This is a genomic window from Sphingomonas sp. Leaf32, from assembly GCF_001421765.1.
In the GTDB taxonomy this organism is placed as follows: Bacteria; Pseudomonadota; Alphaproteobacteria; order Sphingomonadales; family Sphingomonadaceae; genus Sphingomonas.
This window is the reverse complement of sequence record NZ_LMLA01000001.1, coordinates 971,279-989,446: the sequence shown is the minus strand read 5'-3', so window position 1 is coordinate 989,446 and position 18,168 is coordinate 971,279. Positions and strand designations below refer to the sequence as shown.

General features: G+C 67.9%; 13 protein-coding genes and 2 tRNA genes. 10 read left to right on the top strand and 5 right to left on the bottom strand.

Translation table 11 applies throughout. The features are described from left to right. Nucleotides 1-53: 53 nt before the first annotated feature. The 6 genes from mreC (at nucleotide 54) to ASE83_RS04675 (ending at nucleotide 4,895) form a co-directional block, all read left to right on the top strand. Complete coding sequence (gene mreC, locus ASE83_RS04700; RefSeq protein ID WP_055784233.1) at nucleotides 54-953, top strand: rod shape-determining protein MreC; 900 nt, start codon at nucleotides 54-56, stop codon at nucleotides 951-953. Then, on the top strand, nucleotides 950-1,450 hold the full coding sequence (gene mreD, locus ASE83_RS04695; protein WP_055784231.1) for a rod shape-determining protein MreD: 501 nt from the start codon (nucleotides 950-952) through the stop codon (nucleotides 1,448-1,450). Before mreC ends, mreD begins: the two co-directional genes overlap by 4 nt. Continuing rightward, the gene (gene mrdA / locus ASE83_RS04690) at nucleotides 1,447-3,483 is read left to right on the top strand and encodes a penicillin-binding protein 2 (protein WP_055784229.1); all 2,037 of its coding nucleotides are present in this window, start codon (nucleotides 1,447-1,449) and stop codon (nucleotides 3,481-3,483) included. Before mreD ends, mrdA begins: the two co-directional genes overlap by 4 nt. Continuing rightward, nucleotides 3,480-4,616: a rod shape-determining protein RodA gene (rodA, locus tag ASE83_RS04685; protein WP_055784228.1), complete on the top strand. Its 1,137-nt coding sequence runs from the start codon at nucleotides 3,480-3,482 to the stop codon at nucleotides 4,614-4,616. Before mrdA ends, rodA begins: the two co-directional genes overlap by 4 nt. 113 nt (nucleotides 4,617-4,729) lie before the next feature. Continuing rightward, nucleotides 4,730-4,805 (top strand) — tRNA-Lys (locus ASE83_RS04680). Nucleotides 4,806-4,819: 14 nt separating this feature from the next. Further along, a tRNA-Lys gene (locus ASE83_RS04675) sits at nucleotides 4,820-4,895 on the top strand. Between the two features lie 162 nt (nucleotides 4,896-5,057). On the opposite strand, the gene ASE83_RS04670 is transcribed toward ASE83_RS04675, so the two are convergent. Further along, entirely contained in the window at nucleotides 5,058-8,387 is a 3,330-nt protein-coding gene (locus ASE83_RS04670) for an autotransporter domain-containing protein (RefSeq protein ID WP_235513023.1), read from the bottom strand. Nucleotides 8,388-8,716: 329 nt separating this feature from the next. Here ASE83_RS04670 and ASE83_RS04665 point away from each other — a divergent pair, with 329 nt between their 5' ends. After that, a complete protein-coding gene (locus ASE83_RS04665; RefSeq protein WP_055784226.1) occupies nucleotides 8,717-12,016 on the top strand; it encodes a glycosyltransferase in 3,300 nt (1,099 codons plus the stop codon). A gap of 29 nt (nucleotides 12,017-12,045) precedes the next feature. Here ASE83_RS04665 and ASE83_RS04660 read toward each other — a convergent pair whose 3' ends face one another. The 4 genes from ASE83_RS04660 to ASE83_RS18365 are packed head-to-tail and all read right to left on the bottom strand — an operon-like array spanning nucleotide 12,046 to nucleotide 14,826. Beyond that, nucleotides 12,046-12,399, bottom strand: coding sequence for a hypothetical protein (locus ASE83_RS04660; protein ID WP_055784224.1), 354 nt, complete (start codon nucleotides 12,397-12,399; stop codon nucleotides 12,046-12,048). 9 nt (nucleotides 12,400-12,408) lie between these two features. Next, the gene (locus ASE83_RS04655; RefSeq protein WP_235512977.1) at nucleotides 12,409-13,743 is read right to left on the bottom strand and encodes a sensor histidine kinase; all 1,335 of its coding nucleotides are present in this window, start codon (nucleotides 13,741-13,743) and stop codon (nucleotides 12,409-12,411) included. A gap of 23 nt (nucleotides 13,744-13,766) precedes the next feature. Then, entirely contained in the window at nucleotides 13,767-14,450 is a 684-nt protein-coding gene (locus ASE83_RS04650) for a response regulator transcription factor (RefSeq protein WP_055784222.1), read from the bottom strand. Then, nucleotides 14,422-14,826 (bottom strand): PDZ domain-containing protein, encoded by a 405-nt coding sequence (locus tag ASE83_RS18365; RefSeq protein ID WP_156352637.1) that lies wholly within the window; start codon nucleotides 14,824-14,826, stop codon nucleotides 14,422-14,424. Before ASE83_RS18365 ends, ASE83_RS04650 begins: the two co-directional genes overlap by 29 nt. Nucleotides 14,827-14,954: 128 nt before the next feature. Here ASE83_RS18365 and ASE83_RS04640 point away from each other — a divergent pair, with 128 nt between their 5' ends. From ASE83_RS04640 to ASE83_RS04630, 3 genes are all read left to right on the top strand, one after another. Beyond that, entirely contained in the window at nucleotides 14,955-15,998 is a 1,044-nt protein-coding gene (locus ASE83_RS04640; protein WP_082443069.1) for a LacI family DNA-binding transcriptional regulator, read from the top strand. 133 nt (nucleotides 15,999-16,131) lie between these two features. Further along, nucleotides 16,132-17,139 (top strand): ferritin-like domain-containing protein, encoded by a 1,008-nt coding sequence (locus ASE83_RS04635; RefSeq protein ID WP_055784218.1) that lies wholly within the window; start codon nucleotides 16,132-16,134, stop codon nucleotides 17,137-17,139. A gap of 20 nt (nucleotides 17,140-17,159) precedes the next feature. Next, a complete protein-coding gene (locus ASE83_RS04630) occupies nucleotides 17,160-18,167 on the top strand; it encodes a ferritin-like domain-containing protein (RefSeq protein WP_055784216.1) in 1,008 nt (335 codons plus the stop codon). The last annotated feature ends 1 nt before the right edge of the window (nucleotide 18,168 follow it).

Genomic DNA, 18,168 nt, shown 5'->3' with positions numbered 1-18,168 from the left:
GCTCCGTCCCGACGGGTCAAAACCATGTCATCAGGCTCTAGGGGTCCGGGGGCATGGCGCCGCCACGCAACCACCGTTCGGGATTTTCCCGGCGGGCGCAATATACGGTGTTCGCCGGCTATGTGCTGGCGGCGAGCGGCGCGCTTGTCGGTGCGATCCTGCTCCTCATCTCGATCATCGACCCCCGCGCCTTCGCCGCCCTGCGCGGCGCGGTCCGGGAGGCGACGACCCCTGTTTCGTCCGGTCTCGACTGGGCGTGGGACGGTGTCGCGTCGGTGCCGAGCGGTATCGGTGACTATTTCGGTGCGGTTTCGGAAAACCGCCGTTTGCGTGCGCGGGAGGAGGCGACCCGTCGTTACTTGATGCAGGCGCGGCTGCTGAACCGGGAAAACGCCCGGTTGCGCACGTTGCTGAACCTGCGCGACCGGTCCGCCGCCCCCGTCGTTACCGCCCGGCTGGTCAACAGCTCAGCCAGCAGCACCCGCCGCTTCGCCACGCTCAATGCCGGATCGGGACAAGGCGTGCTGCGCGGCCAGCCCGTGCGCGGACCCAACGGCCTGATCGGGCGGGTCATCGAAACCAGCCCCAACACCGCCAGCGTCCTGCTCATCATCGATCCCGAAAGCATCGTGCCGGTACGCCGCACCCGTGACGGGCTGTCGGCGATCGTCGTCGGCTTGGGCAACGGCATGGTCGAGGTCCGCGCCGCCGGGATCGCCAACGCCCCGCTGCTGGCGGGCGACGTGTTCGTCACGTCGGGCACCGGCGGCATCTACCCGCCGGGCGTGCCGGTGGCGCGGGTGTCGCGCAGCCAGCGCGACGTGGCGCCCGCGCGCGTCTTCGCCGAACCCGACGGGCTGGACTTCGCCTTGGTCGAGCGCGCCTTCCTGTCCGCACCGGTTCCCCGCCCGACCCCCAGCGCGACACCGACGCCCAAGCCCGCCGCCGAATGAAGCTGCTCGGTCCCGACGACGACCGGTCCGAGCGCATCGTTACGCGCAAGGCGGTCGCGAGCATCCTGGGTGGATCGCTGGTCACGCTGTTGCCGGTCGTGGCGACGGTGCCGTTCCTGCCGCCCTTCGGCCTGCTGATGTTCCTCGGCTGGCGCTTGCTTCGTCCCGGCGCGCTGCCCGTCTGGGCTGCGGCACCGCTTGGCCTGTTCGACGATCTGGTGAGCGGCCAACCGCTGGGCAGCGCGGTGCTGTTGTGGCAGCTTTGTTCGCTGATGCTCGATCTGGTCGATACCCGCCTCGTCACCCGCGATTTCTGGCAGGACTGGTTGCTCGCCGGCGGCTCGATCGCCGTTTGCCTGATCGTCGGGCGTGCCTTTGCCACCAGCCTTTCGGCGCATGTCGATACCGTGCTGTTATTTCAGATCATCGTATCGGTGGCGTTGTTCCCTGCTGCAACACGGCTATGTACGGCACTTGGTGGTAGCGAGGATGAATGAGCAGGATCGTCACCGAGGCGGCGCAGGCGTTCAGCTTTTCCCGGCGTGCGATGGTGCTGGGCGGGGCGCAGGTGGCGGTCGGCGTCGTGCTCGCCAGTCGCATGGCCTGGCTGTCGGTCGCGGAGAACGAGCGCTATAACGTCCTGTCCGAAAAAAACCGGGTCAACCAGACCAAGATTCCGCCACGGCGCGGCTGGATCATCGATCGGCACGGGGCGCCGATCGCCAACAATCGCACCGATTTCCGCGTCGACCTGATCCCGGACCGAATGGAAGACGGCGATCGGGTGCTGGGCGAACTGCGCAGCCTGCTGGCGCTGACGCCGGAGGATATGGCGCGCATCCAGACCGACCTGAAGCGCGCCGGCAAGTCGACGCCGGTCCAGGTCGCCGAAAATCTCGACTGGGAACGCTTCGCCGCGGTCAGTGTCCGCCTGCCCGAACTGCCCGGTGTCCAACCGACGCGCGGGTTTTCGCGCAGCTACCCACCGGGCGCCGCCGTCGCGCATCTGACCGGCTATGTCGGGCCGGCCACCGCCGAACAGTTCAAGGAAACCCGTGACCCGCTGATGGTCACGCCGGGCTTCAAGCTCGGCAAGGACGGCCTTGAGAAAAATCTCGAATCCGAATTGCGCGGTGTCGCCGGGGAAAAGCGGGTCGAGGTGACCGCACGTGGCCAGATCGTGCGCGAACTGGAAACCCGGCCCGACAAGCAGGGGCGCAACGTCCGCCTGACCATCGACCTCGGGCTGCAGGAATTTGCCGCCCGCCGCCTCGGTCCCAATTCCGGTTCGGCGGTGGTGATGGACGCGGTCACCGGCGACGTGCTGGCGATGGTGTCGATGCCTGCCTACGACCCGAACAGCTTTTCGGACGGCATCGGCCGGCTGGAATGGAAGATGCTGTCGGGCGACGACCACATCCCGCTGATGAACAAGACGCTGCAAGGGCTGTATCCGCCGGGATCGACGGTGAAGCCGATGCACGGCCTCGCCATCCTGAAGGCCGGCATCGACCCACATCGCCGGGTCAACTGCTCCGGCGTGCTGCAGGTCGGCACCGGCCGGTTCCACTGCCACAAGCGCGGCGGCCATGGGCCGCTCGACATGGTCGGGGCCGTGGCACAGAGCTGCGACATCTATTTCTACACCATGGCTCGCGAGCTGGGGTACGACGCGTTCGCGAAGACGGTGCGCGAGATGGGGCTGGGGCAGAAATTCGACCTTCCCTTCCAATCGCAGCGGTACGGCACCGTGCCGGATAGTGCATGGAAGCTACGGAAATACAAACAGAAATGGACCGTCGCGGATTCGGTCAACGCGTCGATCGGCCAGGGCTATGTCTTGACCAATCCGTTGCAGCTCGCGGTCATGGCCGCACGGCTGGCGCAGGGGCGCGCGGTGGTGCCGCGCCTCCTGCTCGACACCGCGCACACACCAGCGCCATCAATGGGCATCGATCCCGAGATGCTGGCGACCGTCCACAAGGCGACCTGGGCCGTGGTAAATGGCGGCGGCACCGGCGGGCGCTCGCGCTTTCAGGGGCTGCCGGCGGGCATCGAACTGGCCGGCAAGACCGGCACCGCGCAGGTTCGTCGCATCACCATGGCGGAGCGCCGAACCGGCGTGCTGGGCGACAGCGCGGTGCCGTTCCGGATGCGCGATCACTCGCTCTTCATCGGCTACGCCCCCGCCGCCGCGCCGCGCTATGCAGTGTCGGTCGTGCTGGAGCATTCCGGGCACATCTACACCGCCGCGCCGATCGCCAGCGACATCCTGTCGTGGCTGTTCGACCGCGACAAGGCGATGGCCCGCCTCGAACCGCTCGAACGCGAATGGGGCGGCGACGTCCAGACGCGCATGGCCGCGCAGTGGAAGGCGTTCGAGGCCGAACAGGCCGCACCCATCGCCACCGTACCCGCCACGCCCGCCGACGTCGAAGGCGCGACCAGCAACGTGGTGGACTCCGCCGCCAACCAGAGCGAACCCGACACGGCGGTCGCCCAATCCAACGTGACTGAACGCACCGAATGAAGCGCATCAACCAGACGACCTCGCACGGGCTAGGTTTCGTTCCGGCACCGCTGGCGAGGCTGCCGTGGCGCGTCCTGTTCCTGCTGATCGCGATCGGCGGGTTCGGGCTGGTGGTGCTGTTCTCCGCCGCCGGCGGCAGCGTGCAGCCCTGGGCCTCGCGACAGGGGCTGGCGTTCGCCATCTTCCTGCTCGCCGCCATCGGTATTTCGCGCATCCGCATGAGTTTCTGGCAGGGGATCGCCCTGCCCGCCTATGCCGTCATCACCGTCATGCTGGTGCTGGTCGAACTGGTCGGCGCGGTGAAGGGCGGGTCGCAGCGCTGGCTCGACCTCGGCTTCATCCGGGTACAGCCGTCCGAATTCATGAAGCCGGCGATCGTGCTGGCGCTGGCGCGCTTCTACGACCTGCTGCCAGCGGGCGAGATACGGCGTTTCGGCGCGGTGTGGCCGGCGGCGGCGATGCTGGGTGTGCCCGTCGCGCTGGTCATGCTGCAGCCCGACCTCGGCACCGCGCTGATGATTACCGCAGGCGGCCTGACGGTCATGTTCCTCGCGGGCCTTCCCCTGCGCCTGTTCATCGGTGGCGCGCTGGGCGTCGCCATCGCCGCGCCGCTCGCGTTCAACTTCGTGCTGCACGACTATCAGAAGAACCGCGTGCTGATCTTCCTCAACCCCGAAAGCGATCCGCTGGGCACCGGCTATCACATCAGCCAGTCGAAGATCGCGATCGGATCGGGCGGCATCTTTGGCAAGGGGTTCCTGAACGGCACGCAGAGCCATCTCGACTATCTGCCCGAGGGGCATACCGACTTCGTGTTCGCGACCATGGCGGAGGAATGGGGCCTGGTCGGCGGCGTGTTCCTGATTACCGCCTTCATCCTGCTCGTCCGCTGGGGCGTGGGGGTCGGCGTGCGGGCGGAAGGACGCTTCTCGAAGCTCGTGGCGGGCGGCCTTGCCACCACCATCTTCTTCTACGTCGCGATCAATCTCGCCATGGTCATGGGGCTGGCGCCGGTGGTGGGCATCCCCCTGCCGCTGGTCAGCTATGGCGGATCGGCGCAGATGACGGTGCTGGGCTGTATCGGCATCCTGATGGCGATCGACCGCGAAAACCGCGACCGGGTCCGGTTCTGACGCTGTTTTTTCGGAGATTTGAAAAATAGGGTTTGCGTGAGGGCAAAGGTTCGCTAAAGGCGCCGCTCCAACGGCGGATCGGCCAGCCCGGCCCGCCCCATCGCCCAGGCGACGGACGCATAGCTCAGTTGGTAGAGCAGCTGACTCTTAATCAGCGGGTCCTTGGTTCGAGCCCAAGTGCGTCCACCACCTGTCCAGCGCATGGACGCATAGCTCAGTTGGTAGAGCAGCTGACTCTTAATCAGCGGGTCCTTGGTTCGAGCCCAAGTGCGTCCACCATGCTGTTCACAGCGACATCGATAATCCGCCCGAACCGCGTCTACCGGCTCGGGTTTTGCGCGTCCGGCTGACAGGAAAAAGGCGGTGGCCCGGTTGGGGGCCACCGCCTTTTCGCATTTCACCGGATCGACCGGCGCGCCTGCCCGCGCCGGTCGGGTCGGATCAGAACCGCACCTTCACCGTGCCGCGATACGACTGGTTGCGGATGTCGCGTTCGATCGTGGTGTCGGCCGCGATCGAGAATTCCACCTTGTCGCTGCCGAACGCGAAGCCACCGCCGACTTCGCCCCATTCGTCGTCCCGGCTGGGCAGCGCGAAGGCGACGCTCGGTCCGATGCCGTTCGCGAAATTGGCGGTGAAGAACGCCGCGCGATCCTCGAACTCGCGGACATAATAGGCCGAGGCGAACGGGCGGAAGCCGCCGAACGCACCGTCCAGCACCGCGCCCGCGCGGCCCTGCAGGCTGGTGTAATTGTCGGCATCGTAGCGCAGGGCCGGGCCGCCACCGGTCTCGACCGTCGGCGTGAAGCCTAGCTGGCTGGCGCGGACCGCGACGCGCGGACCGATGTGCAACCGGTCGGTGCCGAACAGGTAGCCCGCGCCAACCTCTGCCGAGAGCGCAAGCGCATTGTCGCGGGCGCGCAGGGTGAACGGGGTGGTGCCCAGCGTCACGCTGCGGCTGGTGCGTGCCTGATACACGCCTGCGCCGAACTGTGCGTCGATGGTAGCGCCCATCGGTCCCTGCACCTTGCCGTACAGCGTGCCCTGGATCAACTCGCCGCGTGCGGTCTGGCCGAAGCGCTGCTGGCCATCTACATCGCTGTACGACAGGCCGAAACCGAGCACGGCGGTATCAGACAGCGCCTTTTCGACGCCGCCCGCGATGTAGAAGCCGTCGAATTCGTCGCGGCCACCCATCGGATTGGCGGTCGGCATCCCCGGCGCGCTGCCACGGATATAGCCACCCGCCAGAAACGCGCTGGCATCATCGGGCAGCACGCCTTCGCGGATCGACGTGACCGAGGCATCGGTCTGCGCCGCGACGCCCATGGTCGGCGCCATCACCGCCCCGACGACCACATCGCTCGGCCGACCCATGACGGCCAGGGTGCCGCCCAGCGGCTGTGCCGGATCGATCGCCGCCAGCCGCTCGCGATAGAAGCGGGCGACATTGTCCATCGCCGCCGTACCGATGGCGCGCTTGGTCGTCTCGGTACGCGGGGCCAGCCCTTCCAGCGATGCCTGGATACCGGCCTGCGTCTGCAGATCGAGAATGCCGTACGCTTCGGACAGCGCCGAATAATTGCCGCGATTCTGGTCGAGCAACTGGGCATAGGCGGTCTGGATCGGCGTCTGTGCGACGACATTGGCATAGCTGCCCGCATCGATCCGCGCGGTCACGCTGTTCGCGCTATAGCTCAGCACCGGCCGCAGGATGGCGCTCAGCGCGCCCGGCTGGGCAAAGCGGCCGCGGATTTCGCCGGCGGCGGTCAGGATCGTGTAGCTGTCGTTATAGCGGATGGTGCTGCCGGCGACCGGATTGAACAGAACCGAACCGCCGATGCTGGCCAGACCGTCGGTCGTGCCGTTGCGGACGACCGCGATCTTGTCCGACGCGCCACCGGTGCCGATGTCAATCGCCAGCTGGGTTCCCGATGCCAGGATCAGGTTGCCACCGACGGTCAGCGTGCCGATCGTCCCGATCGTGCCCGGCGCGACTGTACCGCTGACGCTGGTCAGGAAGCGCGAGTCGACCCGGCCCGACCCGCTGAGCAGGCCGCCCAGCAGGAAATAGTCGCCACCGGTGCGTACCCGCCCGTCGACGACCGTCTGGCCGTTCAGCTGGTTGATCTCGATCAGGCTGGTCAGCGAACCCGTGCTGGTGACGTTCAGTCGCGCCGCGCTGTTTGCGATCGACAGGCGGTCGATAGTGGCGGTGGTGTCGAGCGTCGTGGTTCCGGCGGCACCCAGCGTGACGTCGAAATAGCGCGCCACGATACCCGATGCCTTCACCGGATCGCTGTTGTTCGGCACGAAGTTCGACGCACCGGGCAGGCCATTGGCGAGCGTCGCGGCGGCACGCGCCACGGCGGCCGGGCCGGCGTCGACCGGATCGCGCGAAACCGCCACACCGTCCTGATAATAGATGCCGGTCGACAGGTCCTTGCAGATCGAGCTGGCCGCGCTTTCGAAGCACAATTGCCCGAAATCACCGCCCGATCCGGCCTCACCCTGCCCGGCGGTGGTCGGCACACCGTTCACTAGCTTGCCGTTCTGGAGTATCTGGTAGCTGGGGTCGAGTTCGGTCTGCCAATGGGTGGCGTCGGTCCACTTCGCGTCGCCCGCCTTCGCGCTGACATAGCGATAGGGGTTCGAGGCGACGATATAGTCCCAATAGAGATAGAGCGGCTGATAGAAGGACGTCGTGCCATAGGACGAGGACGGCTGTGCGTTATAGTAGCGCGTGCCGCCCGACAGCACGCCCAGCACGACCGGCTTGCCCAGCGCCTTGTCGAGGATCAGCGGACCACCCGAATCGCCGCCGGCGGTGATGCCTTCGTTGGGAAGCGCATTGTCTTTGAACAGGTTGAAGTCGAACCGGCTGGCCGACGCCGTACCGCGACGGGGGTCGTCGAGGTCGGTCATGTACAGGTTCTGGTTCAGCGTACGCGACGTGTCGCCATACAGGAACATGTCGACATCGCTGAGCGAGGTCAGCGCGCCGAGATAATTCTCCGCCACGCGACGACGATAATCGATGCCGCCGGTATCGCCGTTCAGCCCGGTGCCGTTACGGCCATAGCCGGTGATGACGACGTGATAGCCGGTGCCGGTCGCATTGTTGATCGACGACGGTGCCGGTAGTGCCGAGAACAGCAGCGCCCATGCCGGGATGCCGACCGCCGGGGTATCCAGCGTCGCGATGGCGACATCGGCCTGAAGGAACCCACGATTTTCAGGCTTCAGCGAGTCGGTCAGGTAGGACACCTGATTGACGTTGAACATGGCATTGGCCGGGGTCGACCGAAAGGCGGTGACACCGGTCGTCGCATTGCCGAACAGCCAATCACGCACGCCCTGCAGGTTATCGGCCTTGAACCCGAACGCCATCTGCTTGTTGCCGGTTTCGGTGCCATAGGCGCTGGCCGGGCTGGTGTTCATGCAGTGCGCGGCCAGGATGACCATGCGCGGATTGACCAGCGTGCCGGTGCATAGGCTCAGACTGCCGCCGCCCTGGTTGATGAACATCTGGCCGACGCCGGTGATGTCGTTCGGGTCGCGCGCGGTCGTCGGCGTGCCGGGCGGGTTGATGACCACCTGCGGCTCGTGCACCGACGATCCGCCCGGCATCACGCCACCCGGCGCGACACCGAAGGGCGCGACGCCGACCGGGGCGCTGCTGATCGGAGCGGTCGAGATCGTCCCGACATGCGGTGCGTCGAAGGACTCGACCGGACGCTCCTGTGCCTGTGCCTGCATCGCGAACGGCATCACCGATGTGAGCAACGCGCAACGAGCTACCCGACGAAAAGCCGCCGAACGACGCTGTACCATGTAACTTCCCCTGTACTTCGAACGGCCCGAAATCGCCGTTATCCCCGCATCCTATGCTTTGCCGGGGGGCTGTCAATTCGGGCGGCATAGTATCGATCATCAATAAACCGGGAAGTCCGCACCTGTTGCAAACCGGCATCACCGGCTGCGACGGCACGGGTGACCAAAAGTTCATGTGGCGCTCACCGCCCTGCCCGGTTCCATCTCCTAACGCGGCAGGACGGGGGCGCATCGTGCGCCCGGCACAGCCTTGAGGTCGTCGCTACGTGAGCAAGCCCATCTTCTTCGATCCCACCGGCCGGCGCGGCGTCTGGGCGCGGCGCGGGGTCGCGCTGCTGATCCTCGCGGTCGTGCTGGCGGCGATCGCCTTTGCCACGACGCTGGTGCTCACCCCGCGTACGCTGGGGATGCCGCTGCCGTTCACCCGCCGCCATGGCGAGACGTTCGCGCCGCGCGGCGACGGCCTTGCCAAACATGGCCGCTGGCTGCCGCGTGCCTCCGCCCCTTCGCCCGGATCGCCGCTGACCATCGGCTTCTACGTGCCGGACACCGCCGGCGGCCTGTCATCGTTGCAGCGGCACATGGCCGGGCTGGACTGGGTCGTTCCCGCCTTCGTATCGGTGGTCGGGCAACAGGTGCACGCGATCGACGATCCGCGTCTGGCCCAGCTGCTGGCCGGCGTGCGCCATGCGCCGAAGGTCCTGCCGATGGTGCAGAACCTGACCGATGCGGCATGGGACGGTGCCGGTGCCGACCGGATGCTCGCCGATCCGAAGGCCCGCGCCGCGCTGGTCGCGCAGCTTGCCGGCTATGTGCAGGCGCATCGCGCCGCCGGGCTGGTAATAGATTATGAAAGCCTGCCAGACGCCGCCGTCGCCCGCTATCCGGCGTTCCTGGCCCAGCTCCATGCGGCGCTGCCCAAGGGCGCGACCCTGGCCGTCACCGCCCCGGCGGGCGACCCCGACTGGCGGCTGGGCGACATCGCGCGCGCCACCGACCGGGTGATCCTGATGGCCTATGACGAACATTGGGAAAGCGGCACGCCGGGTCCGATCGCGTCGCAGCCCTGGTTCGTCGGACAGGTCGAACAGGCGATGCGCCAGGTCGGCCGCGACAAGCTGGTCGTGGCGCTGGGCAGCTATGCCTATGACTGGCACGACGGCGGCGCCGATGCGCTGTCGATCGAGGAAGCGTGGTTGGCCGCGCATGATTCGTCGGCACAAATCGGGTTCGACCGGTCGAGCGGCAATGCCGGCTTCACCTATGACGACGAACGCGGCAGCCGGCATCAGGTTTGGATGCTGGACGCCGCGACCAGCTGGAACGAACTGGCGGCGCTGCGCCGCATGGGCCTCGACGACGTGGCGCTGTGGCGACTGGGCAGCGAGGATGCCGGCATCTGGAACGATCTGGCCGCGTTCCGCACCGCCGACCGCGTTCCCCGGATCAACCAGTTGCAGAGCGCGGTGAATGTCGACGTCGAGGGGTCGGGCGAGGTGCTGCGGATCACCAACCGGCCGACCGACGGGCGGCGCGCGCTGCAATTCGATCGCGACGGCATGATCGCCGACGAACGCTATGCCGCGCTCCCCACGCCCTATGTCGTGCAGCGCACCGGCGCCGCCGATCCGAAGGCGATCGCGCTGACGTTCGATGACGGCCCTGACGCGACCTGGACGCCCCCGATCCTCAATGCGCTGGAAAAGGCCGGCGTGCCTGCGACCTTCTTCGTCGTCGGCGAGAATGCGCTGGAACATCCCGGCCTGTTGCAGCGGATGGTCCGCGACGGGGACGAGATCGGCAACCACAGCTATACCCACCCGAACCTCGCCACCACCGGCGAACGCACGACAAGGCTGGAGCTGAACGCCACGCAGCGGCTGATCCAGGCCTATACCGGACGGTCTACCACGCTGTTCCGCGCACCCTATTTCGGGGACGCCGAACCGACCACGATGGACGAAATCGCGCCGGCGCTGCTGGCGCAGGACCTGGGCTATACCGTCGTCGGGCTGCATGTCGATCCGAACGACTGGCAACGCCCCGGCACCGACGCCATCGTGCGCCAGGTCGTCGAACAGGTGGACGACGCCAGCGCCGACAGCTCGCGCAACATCGTGCTGCTGCACGATGGCGGCGGCGATCGACAGCAGACGGTCGAGGCACTGCCGCGCATCATCGCGATCCTGAAGGCCAAAGGCTATCATTTCGTCACCGCATCGCAGCTAGTCGGCGTCCCGCGCGCCGTCGCAATGCCTGCGGTCACCGGGCGCGATCTGATGGCAGTGCGCACCGACGTCGCGATCTTCATCGTGCTGGCGGCGATCTCCGTCGGCCTGGCGTGGCTGTTCTACCTCGCCATCGGCCTCGGCATGGCGCGCGCGGTGTTGATGGCGGCGCTGGCGTGGTTCCAGTCGCTGCGCAAGCGGCCGACCCCGCCCGACTATCACCCAAGCGTTTCGGTCATCATCCCGGCCTATAACGAAGAGCGCGTGATCGCCGATTCGGTCGCGCGGGTGCTGGCCAGCGACTATCCGGGGTTGCAGGTGATCGTCGCCGATGACGGGTCGAAGGATGCGACGAGCGCCGTCGTCCGCGACCGCTTCGCCGACGATCCGCGCGTCACGCTGCTGACGTTGGTCAATGGCGGCAAGGCGGCGGCGCTCAACCGCGCGCTGTTGCAGGCGGAGGGCGAGGTCATCATCGCGCTCGACGCCGATACGCAGTTCGAACCGACGACCATCGCCCGGCTGGCGCGCTGGTTCGCCGATCCGGCGCTGGGCGCGGTCGCGGGCGATGCGCGGGTCGGCAACCGGGTGAACCTCGTCACCCGCTGGCAGGCGGTCGAATATATCACCGCGCAGAACCTCGAACGCCGCGCGCTGGCCGGGTTCGATGCGATGACCGTCGTGCCGGGCGCGGTCGGCGCATGGCGACGCACGGCGCTGGACGCGGTGGGCGGCTATCCCGAGGATACGCTGGCCGAGGATCAGGACCTCACCATCGCCATCCAGCGCGCCGGCTGGCGCGTCACCTACGACCCGCGGGCGGTCGCATGGACCGAAGCGCCCGAGAGCTTCAAGGCGCTGGCCAAGCAGCGCTATCGCTGGGCATTCGGCACGCTGCAATGCCTGTGGAAGCATCGCCGCGTCCTGCTGACCGGCAAACCCGCCGGCCTCGCCCGGATCGGCCTGCCCCAGGCTTGGCTGTTCCAGATCTTCTTCGCCGCGATCTCGCCGTTGATCGACCTCGCGCTCATCCTGTCGATCGTCGGCACGGCGGTCCGCGTGGCGCAGCACGGCTGGGCGCAGACGAGTGGCGACGTGTCGCAGATGGGGCTGTATTGGCTGTGCTTCACCGCAATCGATGTCGCCTGCGGCTGGGTCGCGTACCGGCTGGATGGGAACAAGGCGCGTTACCCTGCGCACCTGCTGGTCGCGCAGCGGCTGGTGTACCGGCAGATCATGTACTGGGTCGTGCTGCGCGCCATCGCATCGGCGATCGGCGGGTTCGTCGTCGGCTGGGGCAAGCTGGAGCGCAGCGGCCGGGTCGACGCTGCGGCCTGACCATGGCGGGGGCGGTCGGCCGGCCGCCCCTATCCTGCCGCGCCGTCCTCCGCCGCCAACTGGTCGAGCCACGCCTGCGCCTGCCGGGGTTCGCCCATCGCCTGCGGACCGACCGGCCCGCGCGCCTTCAGGAATCGCTGGCGAAGGTCGAACGGCTCCAGCCCGAGTTGATCCCGCGCCTCGTCGATCGCCTCACCCAGTTCCTCCAGATGATCGATGACCGGCGCGATCGCGGCCCGTGTGCGGCGATCGGCCTGATGGTCGAACAGCCCCCACTTCCCCGACGCGGTGCGGCGAAGCGCCTCGATCAGCGCCGTACGATATTCCGCTTCCTGTTCCAGCCGGAGGTCGTCCAGCCGGGCGAGACGATCTGCCTTTGCCATAAGACCGCTTTAAGGCAGCGGGACCTGCCGCGCCACCGTCATCCGCACCGCCAGCCCCGGTGCATTGTCGCCAAGTTCCAGCGTGCCCCCATGCAGATGCGCGACGGCGGCGACCAGCGACAGGCCCAGCCCCGCCCCGCTTTTGGTGCGCGCCGCGTCCAGCCGGCCGAAACGACGCAGGGCATCGGCACGGCGGTCGGGCGGAATGCCGGGACCGTTATCGGCGACGGTGATCGTTACCGCATCCCCGGCTTCCGCAACGCCAAGCCGAATGACGCCTGCGCCGTATTTCAATGCGTTATCGACGAGATTTGCCACCGCCTGTCCGATCATCTCTCGATTGGCCGGCACGGTGATCGTATCGCCCTCCGCAACGACGATCGCCAGCCCGCGATCCTCTGCCACCGGTTCGAACATATCCGCCACATCGGCCACCAGCGCCGACAGGTCGACCGGCTGGAACGCCTCGCGCCCGATCCCCGCCTCGGCACGGGTGATGCGCAGCGCGGTGTCGAGCATACCGAGCAGCCGATCGCCCTCCTCCATCGCCCGCAGCACCGCGACGCGCCCTTCCTCGCTGTCCGCCGCCGCCAGCGCGCGTTCCAGCGTGGCGCGTAGCCGGGTAAGCGGCGAGCGCAGGTCGTGTGCCAGCCCGTCGGTCGCCAGCTTCAATTCGCCCACCAGCGTCGCGATCCGGTCGAGCATCGCATTGACCGATCGGCCCAGCGCCTCGAACGCGTCGTTGCCACCGTCCAGCGCGACCCGCCGGTCGAGGTCCCCCGCCGTCACCGCCGCCACCGTCTGCGCCGTCCGCCCCAGCCGCGCGGCGATCAGCCGGGCGGCCGCCCATCCGGCCAGCCCGGCGAGCAGCAGCGCGACGATCATCGCCGCGACCATCGCCACTTCCATCGCGCCCACGAACGCCAGTTCGCCCTCGATCACATGGCCGGTCAGCAGTCGCGTGCCATCGGGCAGGACGGTGCCGATCACCCGCATCGCTTCGGGTTGCGCGCGCGCCACGCGGAAGATCGCGATCGTCGTCGGCGGCCCGACGACGATATTGGGCGGCCACGCCGCGACGTTGCCGGCCAGCACCCGGCCGTCGCGACGCATCACCAGCACGACCGATTGCGGCCGGTCGCTGCGGTCCAGCCGCGCGTCCGCCGCGCGCACCACCCCATCGACGCCACCCGACGCCCAGCCGTCGAGCAGCAACGCCCGCAACCGGGTCGCGTGATCGGTGGCACTGGCGGTCAGCCGGTTCTCGGTGATCGTCCGGACGGTCAGCAGCACCACCGCCGACCCGGCGATCTGCAAGGCGAAGACCAGAACGGCGAAGCGCAACGTCGCCGACCGGCTCCACCGGATCAGGACTCGGTTCCCAGCTTGTAGCCCGATCCGCGTACCGTGTGCAGCAGGCGGCGCTCCTCGCCCTCGTCGATCTTGCGCCGCAACCGGCTGACATGCACGTCGGTCACGTTGCTGCCCGGGTCGAAATGATAGTCCCATACGCCTTCGAGCAGCATGGTGCGGGTCACCACCTGCCCGGAATGGCGGAGCAGATATTCGAGCAGCCGGAACTCGCGCGGTTGCAGGTCGATCGTCCGCTGACCGCGCCGCACCCGGCGGGCGAGCAGGTCCATTTCCAGGTCATCGCAGACCAGCTTCGTTTCAACCGCCGGACCGCCCGGCTGTTGCCGCCGCGTCAGCAGCCGGACGCGGGCCAGCAGTTCGGCGAAGACGAACGGCTTGGTCAGATAATCGTCGGCCCCTTGCGTCAACCCGGCCACCCGGTCGTCGGGCGATCCCATCGCCGACAGGATCAGGACGGGTGTCGCGATCCCGGCGGCGCGCATCGCCGCCACCGCCGCCATGCCGTCCATCTGCGGCAGCATCCGGTCCATGACGATGCAGTCGTACCCGCCATCGATGGCGTGGAACAGACCGTCGCGGCCATTGCCGGCGCGATCGACGTTGAAGCCGGCCTCGGTCAGTCCCTTCGCGATATAGCTCGCGGTTTGTTCATCGTCCTCGACGATCAGAATCTTCACCTTGGCCCTCCTGCGGACGCCGCAATAACAGCGTCCGGGCGGCGGCGTCACCCCTTGCCGCGACATGCAGCGTCGCGACATCGCCGGCCTCGGCGCGCAGCAGCACGGCGGGGGTCGGGGCGTCCCGTCCGTCGACCCGGTCGATCACGTCGCCGACCCGCAATCCGATCGCTTGCGATCGCCCGCCAGTCTCCAGGCTGGTGACGAGCAGTCCGTCAGGCGCATCGGTCATGGTCAGCGTAGCACCCCCTGCGGTGACGTCGACCGGATCGGCCTCGACCATCCCGAGGCCGGCCAGGGCGATGGCGCACGCGACGATGCCGGTGAGCGCGACGCCGCGCACGGGTATCCGGAATCCGCGCTGGCTCCTGTCCATCGGCCTGTCCTTTCGACGCCATCGTACCGGATGCCGCCGGTACGCAGCATGGGCGGCGGATGAAGACCGCGTCATGTTGGGCCAACGGACCGGTTGACATGTGCGCGGCGGCGTGGAGGAGATGCCCCATGAAGTCCCCCCGATCGCGTCCGTCGCGGCGCATCACCATCGTCGACGTCGCACGCCACGCGGCGGTATCGACAAAGACCGTTTCCCGCGTCCTGAACGGCGAACCGCATGTCACCGACGCGGTGCGCGACCGGGTGCGCGAGGCGGTCTCCGCGCTCGACTATCATCCGAACATCATGGCGCAGGGGCTCGCACGGCAGCGATCGTACCTGATCGGGCTGGTCTATGAAAATCCGTCGCCCAGCTACGGCGTCGACCTGCAGATGGGCGTGCTCGACCGGTTGCGCGGAGAACGCTACCGGCTGGTCGTGCTGCCGGTCCGGTCGGTCAACGACCATGCGGACGAGGTCGTCGGGCTGCTGCGCTCGGCGGCGATCGACGGGGTGGTGCTGGCGCCGCCGGCATCGGACAGCCGCCGCATCCTCGACGAACTGGTCGGGATCGGGATGCCCTTCGCGCGCATCTCGCCCACCCGCTTCGACGACATCGTGCCGGGGGTCGTGGTCGACGACGTCGTCGCCGCCGCCGAAGTCGCCGCTGCGGTACTGGCGCAGGGCCATCGCCGGATCGGCATCATCAAGGGCGACCCAACCCACGCCGCCAGTGCCGCGCGCATGACCGGATATGCCGATGCCTTTGCCGCCGCCGGAGTCGAAATCGATCCGGGGCGGGTGATCGACGGGCTGTTCACCTTCGATTCGGGCTTCGCCGCCGCGCGGAGGCTGCTCGACCGGTCCGACCGGCCGACCGCGATCCTGGCGCAGAACGACGACATGGCGGTCGGCGCGCTGATGGCCGCGCGCGAGGCCGGGATCGATGTGCCAGGCGAATTGTCGATCGTCGGGTTCGACGATTCGGAGATCGCCCGCATCACTTGGCCCCGCATCACCACCATGCGGCAACCGGTGTTCGACATGGCGGTCAGCGCGACGTCGCTGCTGCTCGACCAGCTGGCCGGTACGCCCGTTCCCGCCACCATCGCGCACGAACATCGCCTGATCCTGCGCGAATCGATCGCACCCGCGCCCGACCTTGGGGGGTAGCGTCGCGCCGCGACAGACAATACAGCACGCACAATCGGTATGCCGGTCGGCCTCGGCCGCGTACCACGGAGAGGTCCGGGTCGTTCCGCCATTCAGGGGGAGCGGGGCCGCCAGGGTTTAAGGGAACCGGTAGATGACCGACGAGACACAGATGGTTGCAGCCCTCGACACGCGGGCGCGCCGACGCGAGGAGCGCCGGGACTTCTTCCGCGCCTTCGGTGCGGTGGCGGCGGTTAGCGGTGGCCTCGCGCTGACCTCATGCGGCGGCGGGAACGGCACCTCGCTGACCCCGTCGCCGACGCCCACCCCGACGCCCACGCCGACAGCGACCAATTCCAGCGGGTTCACCGACCTCGACGTGCTGAACTTCGCGTTGAACCTCGAATATCTCGAAGCGCAATTCTATGCCTTCGCCGCCAACGGCACGGGGCTCGCCTCGACGCTGCTGACCGGCACGGGCACCGCCGGTGCGGTAACCGGCGGGCGCAAGGCCAATCTGAACGATCCGATCGTCGCCAACTACGCCCGCGAAATCGCGCAGGACGAACTGGCCCATGTCGAATTCCTGCGCAACGCGCTGGGTTCGGGGGCAGTCGCCATGCCCGCGCTGGACATCAGCGCGACCGCGACCAGCGCCTTTTCGAACGCCGCGCGTGCCGCCGGCCTGATCGGTCAGGGTGCCACGTTCGATCCGTACGAGAATGACGACAATTTCCTGCTCGCGGCGTTCCTGTTCGAAGACGTCGGCGTCACGGCCTATCGCGGCGCGATCGGCGGCCTGGCCAACGTGCTGATCCGCCAGACGGCGTCGGGCATCCTTGCCGCCGAAGCCTATCATGCGGCGATGATCCGCTCGGCACTGTACATGCGTGGCCTGACCACCCCGACGCTGATCGATTCGACGGAAGCGATCTCCACCGCCCGCGACGGGCTGGACGGCGCTGCCGACATCGACCAGGGCGTCCGCCCGATCGGGGATCAGTCGAACATCATGCCGTTCGATTCCACCACCGGCCTGCCCTATGGCCGCACCGCCGGACAGGTGCTCAACATCGCCTATCTGAACCGTAACGCGGTGACGGCGGGCGGGTTCTTCCCCGCCGGCGTCAACGGCGCCATCAAGTCCAGCGCGGCGAACTGAGCCTTTCGGGAGCGACCCAGATGACCAACGAATCGATCCTGTCGGTGCTCGACACCAACGATAGCCCCCGCGCACATCGCCGCGATTTCCTGCGCAACGCCGGCAGCGTGTCGGCCGTGGTGGCCGGTGCCTCGCTGCTGGCGGCCTGTGGCGGCAACAACAGCAACCCTGCGCCGACCCCCACGCCGACCGCGACGGCTTCGGCCACGCCGACGCCGACCGCCAGCCCGCTGACCGATGCCGATGTGCTGAACTTCGCGCTGAACCTCGCTTATATTGAAGCGCAGTATTTCAGCGTCGTCACCACCGGCGCAGGCCTGCCCGCCAACCTGCTGACCGGAACCGGCACTGCCGGTGCCGCCAGCGGGGGGCGCCAGCGGACCTTCGCCGATCCGGTGTTCGGCCAGTTCGCGCGCGAAATCGCCGCCGACACCCGCGCCCATGTCTCGCTGCTGCGCGGCGTGATCGGTTCGGCCGTCGTCGCCCAGCCTGCGATCGACCTGGGTGTCACCGCGACCAGCGCCTTTTCGAACCTCGCCCGCGCGGCGCAGCTCATTACCACCGCATCGGCGACCTATGACGTCTATGCCAGCGACGAACAGGTCATGCTCGGCGCGTTCGTGTTCGCCGACGTCGCCGTCACCGCCTATCGCGGGATCGCCGCGTCGGTGACCGGTGCCGCGTTCGTCGATGCGATCGCGGGCATGGTCGCCGCCAAATCCTATCATGCCGGCCTCATCCGCGCGGCGCTGTATCGCAAGGGGATCGCCACCGCGTCGATCATCGATGCGACCGAAGCGCTGTCGAACGCGCGCGACAGCCTCGATGGCGTTACCGACATCGATCAGGGGGTGAAGCCAGTCAACAACGCCTCGAACATCGTGCCGACCGACGGCAGCGGCCTGGCCTTTGCACGGTCGCCCGCGCAGGTGCTCAACATCCACTATCTTACCCGCGCCTCGGTCACCGCCGGCGGCTTCTTCCCGGCGGGCGTCAACGGCGCGCTGAAGACCAGCAACGCCTCTTAAG

Excerpts from the sequence above, each read along its gene's own strand:
- mreC (WP_055784233.1), top strand. The coding sequence starts at position 54 with ATGGCGCCGCCACGCAACCACCGTTCGGGATTTTCCCGGCGGGCGCAA.
- mreD (WP_055784231.1), top strand. The coding sequence starts at position 950 with ATGAAGCTGCTCGGTCCCGACGACGACCGGTCCGAGCGCATCGTTACG.
- mrdA (WP_055784229.1), top strand. The coding sequence starts at position 1,447 with ATGAGCAGGATCGTCACCGAGGCGGCGCAGGCGTTCAGCTTTTCCCGG.
- rodA (WP_055784228.1), top strand. The coding sequence starts at position 3,480 with ATGAAGCGCATCAACCAGACGACCTCGCACGGGCTAGGTTTCGTTCCG.
- ASE83_RS04670 (WP_235513023.1), bottom strand. The coding sequence starts at position 8,387 with ATGCCGTTCGCGATGCAGGCACAGGCACAGGAGCGTCCGGTCGAGTCC.
- ASE83_RS04660 (WP_055784224.1), bottom strand. The coding sequence starts at position 12,399 with ATGGCAAAGGCAGATCGTCTCGCCCGGCTGGACGACCTCCGGCTGGAA.
- ASE83_RS18365 (WP_156352637.1), bottom strand. The coding sequence starts at position 14,826 with ATGGACAGGAGCCAGCGCGGATTCCGGATACCCGTGCGCGGCGTCGCG.
- ASE83_RS04640 (WP_082443069.1), top strand. The coding sequence starts at position 14,955 with ATGAAGTCCCCCCGATCGCGTCCGTCGCGGCGCATCACCATCGTCGAC.
- ASE83_RS04635 (WP_055784218.1), top strand. The coding sequence starts at position 16,132 with ATGACCGACGAGACACAGATGGTTGCAGCCCTCGACACGCGGGCGCGC.
- ASE83_RS04630 (WP_055784216.1), top strand. The coding sequence starts at position 17,160 with ATGACCAACGAATCGATCCTGTCGGTGCTCGACACCAACGATAGCCCC.